The 3,702-nt window shown below is 38.8% G+C and carries 2 protein-coding genes; both read right to left on the bottom strand.

Translation table 11 applies throughout. From position 1 onward, the window contains the following. A partial coding sequence (locus E1176_RS04270; protein WP_155209333.1) for a hypothetical protein occupies positions 1 to 471 on the bottom strand: 471 nt, incomplete at its 3' end. A gap of 13 nt (positions 472 to 484) precedes the next feature. After that, positions 485 to 3,702, bottom strand: a 3,218-nt coding sequence (locus E1176_RS20500) for a hypothetical protein (RefSeq protein ID WP_185152617.1), incomplete at its 5' end; no start/stop codon positions are given.

Here is a 3,702-nt window from a genome sequence, read left to right as displayed (position 1 = left end):
TACCCTAAACAAATAAGTATTTAAGTATTGGGTAGACAAAAGTCTTTCTACCGGCACAACCTCACCGCTTCCTGAATCCAGTAGGTAGAAATCAAAAATTTTGTGTGATCGTAGTCGCTGAGGAAGATTATTTGAGGTGAGCGGCTCTTTTACTAGCGAAATAACTAACCTGTCATTATCAGTTTTTAGCAATAAATCTACAGTTTGTTGCCAGTATGTATTATTTTGAGCCGCCTCTGATACTACCACGAGTACAATTTCATTACTGATGGCTTCAGTGGAAATCACATGTTCTTGAATGGCTAATTTTTGTAGAGATAGAGAAGTATTGTGTCTTTTATTGGCTACATATACCAAATACTTTTCTAACAAATCAACCCACCCCAAAGAAGCATCATCTGAGGTATTGTCTTCTGCTATAAAAAGACAGCATATCGAAAGCTTTTCACTCATATTCTCTGATCTCGACAAACTCAAGCCTTCTTTATACGGTGACTAATTCTTTTTGATTTTTAATAGTGGTATCCCCGGCCTTATATAAAATTGAAGCCGGAATTTCATCGTAAAAGGACATCAGCTCATTCAAGTTCTGCCTTTTTATTTTAAGGATGATCACCTCAGACTGTGCTTTCAGCTCTACGAAATCTCTGGTTTTATTTATCCAGTCGAGATTATGGATAAAACTACCTGCTTCAAACTTATTGTAGAAATCCCCATTTTTCAATAATTCTACACTCCCCTGGTATACCACATAATAATCCATTTGAGCTGTAGAATCATAGTTATCTATACTGTCCCCACTTTCAAATTTCATTGGAGTCATTACCTTCGCTATTTCAGAAAGGACAAGACCCGGTATTTTCATAAAATCAGGAACATCATTAAGGAACGCGATTATTTCAAACTTCATCAAAGAGGTACCTTTATCTTGATTGCGTTCTGCAATCACCTTTTCGATTGTATGTGTGGTAGTATCGTACCTTTTCAAATCCTGGAACCTGTCTTTGTAAGTATCTAGATTTTCTCTATAAATCTCATAAATGGCCTCTGCTGCCGTTTCTCTCAATATAGAATCAGGGTTGACTAAATTGGCCGCGAATACCCCCTGATCACTTGCTTCTGTCATTTGTGCTAACTCTCGGAGTGCACAGGCCTTTGTCCATCTATTTACCCATTTATAGTCGCGCTGAATCAGGTTGACCAGCACTTCATGTTTTGTTATAGGCTCAGTTGGAAACTTAAATCTTAGCTGCTGCACTTTTTCTTCATACTGAGAGGTGCTTAGAATTGGAATAAGCATAGGCTTCATCTCATCACTCAAAAATACATCGAGTAGATCCGATGCAAACTCAGCCTCCTCTACATTTCCACTAGAGATGTTCGTTTTTACTAATTCAACAGAGCGTGGATCGTAAATGAGAGCCATTAGCCTGAAAATATTGTCATAATTTGTGTCTATCTCCCTTAAAACGGCATCCTTCAATAGGTCTGAGCATCCTTCTCGTTTTAAGTCCATGAGTAAAGACATATTATAAATCGCGGTATTACAGACATTATCCAGCTCCGTCCTTATTTGTAAGGCTTTACTGGCATCAAGTGTATGTCCGCATTTACTGAGTGCTTTCAGTACTTCGGTAATTACATTTTGATTAGGGTAATTGAGCTTTTTTATAAGTAACTCAACTGCTCGTTCAGAACCAACCCTTCCGTAAATCTGCACTATCCTTAACTGTGTTTTTTGCTTCTGTCCTGAAAGGAAAAATGCAGTTTCCAGCATATGAAACAATTGCTCTCCTGTGGCGGCAATGGCAGCTACTGCCGCATTGCTATACGCAGGGCTACTCAGCTTTTCTATCAGGTTGTTATGAAGATCTAAATTATCTGATCCTGCTGCAGCGGTTACAGCATGATACCTTACTTCTACATGAGGGTCTCTAAATAATTTATTCAGCAACTTCCCCTTCATGTTATCATCGGCATAATTGGTAAGAAGTGCCCCAAATGTTCTTTCACTTGGTAATTTAGAAAGCGTAAGCTGCTCGATATATTTTATTTTTTCTAATCTAAACTCAGCGGCCTTTAGTCGAGTATAAACTCTTTTGATCAATTCTGATGTTCTTAGCACCGGGTAGTATTTGCTTCCCATTATTTTCTCAAGTACCGGGATAGCATCTAGCAGACATAAATCGGCAGATTGTCTAAGGGCCATTTCCTGAATGTGAGAGTCTTCCGCATCCAGCAGTTTGATCAGTGTTTTCTTATAGATAACCGGGTCGAGGATATTAAGTACACTCAAATACCTGGACATCTTCTTATGATCTTGCTCATAAACCGACTCTACTAACTGCTCAAGGTAGCTTTCAGACAGTCCCTTATTGCTTTTGATCATATCCTGCTGCTTGTCGAGGCTTTCTTTAAGCAAATGTCTATACATGAGACTTATTTTGTAGATGACTATCACCCACATCACGATAAGACCTGCAATTACAAAAGGATAGTATAAAAATTCGAATGCTTTGATTTTAGCAATTAGCATCAGGGATACCCCGCCAAACAACAAAGCAAATGCTTTAACAGCTCCCTCCACTTTAGACTGTATGTCGAAACGCAACGAAGAGCTAATCGGCAGAAAATAAAGCTTGAATACGGGTTCTTGTAAGCCCATTTCTAAAGCCCAGGCAACAGCCTTAGTGGCTATTACAACAATAAAGAATAGAAAAAATGTATCTGACTCAAGCGTGTGCCCAAAGTACTGACCCACACCATATGCTATACCTATAACTAAAAACAGCATCACTGGCGTGATGAGCAGTGAGGCTTTCATACCATATTGCTGAATACTCCACTTACTTATGAAAGCCTGTACCATAAATGAGGCGATAAGCACAGACCCGGTAAAGAATGATAGAAACCTCATCATCTTTATCTGATTATGCTCAGCCTCGGCATATTGTACATGCACAACCGAGAAGAAAGAAAAATCTACGAAAGTAAGTGTAACTGCTGCTAACAATACAAAAGCACTTAGTAACACAAAATATCGATCTTTAAATAGCTTGCGATACTTATTATTGAAACCTACGAACTGAGCACTTACCTGCAACTCATTTAACCCTCTAAAAGTGACTATGGTAAGCCCTAGAATCATTAATGAAAGTAAACCTGCAACCCCTCCGATAAACATAAAGAGGCTTAATTCCATCGAGAAATAATTTTGAAGCCAAGGTGCAGCAAATAATATTGCGGCTCCGCCACCAACTATTCCGAAGTTTATTTTCTTAGATAACCTTTTTACCTGGCTTATGTCAAATAGAGAGGAAAAAAGGCTGTTGAAAATCATTATCAGGATGAGACCAGCCGGAATGATAAGTACGAATGCATTTCTTATAGAAACAGGGTCGTTGCTGATTTCGAAATCGTAGAAAACATACAAAAAACCAGCTGTGAGAATAAATATAAATAATGCCGCAAGTTTGGCAAAGGGTAATCTCAGGTTCAGATAAGAGTATAAAACAGAAAGTATCAGTGCTACTGCACCAGACAAGCCGAACGCCTCTGGCAAGCTTTTGCTTCCGTGGTGTTCAAGAAATAATACGGTCGCTCCCAACCCAAATGAGTAAAGGAACACGCCTATCGTAAGTCCGAAAATTAATAAAAAGAAAACTCTGGTCTCCTCCCCTGGGTAAGCACTAAAAAGCTTGC

This window comes from Fulvivirga aurantia, from assembly GCF_009711475.1.
In the GTDB taxonomy this organism is placed as follows: Bacteria; Bacteroidota; Bacteroidia; order Cytophagales; family Cyclobacteriaceae; genus Fulvivirga; species Fulvivirga aurantia.
This window is presented reverse-complemented; position numbering and strand designations above follow the sequence as displayed.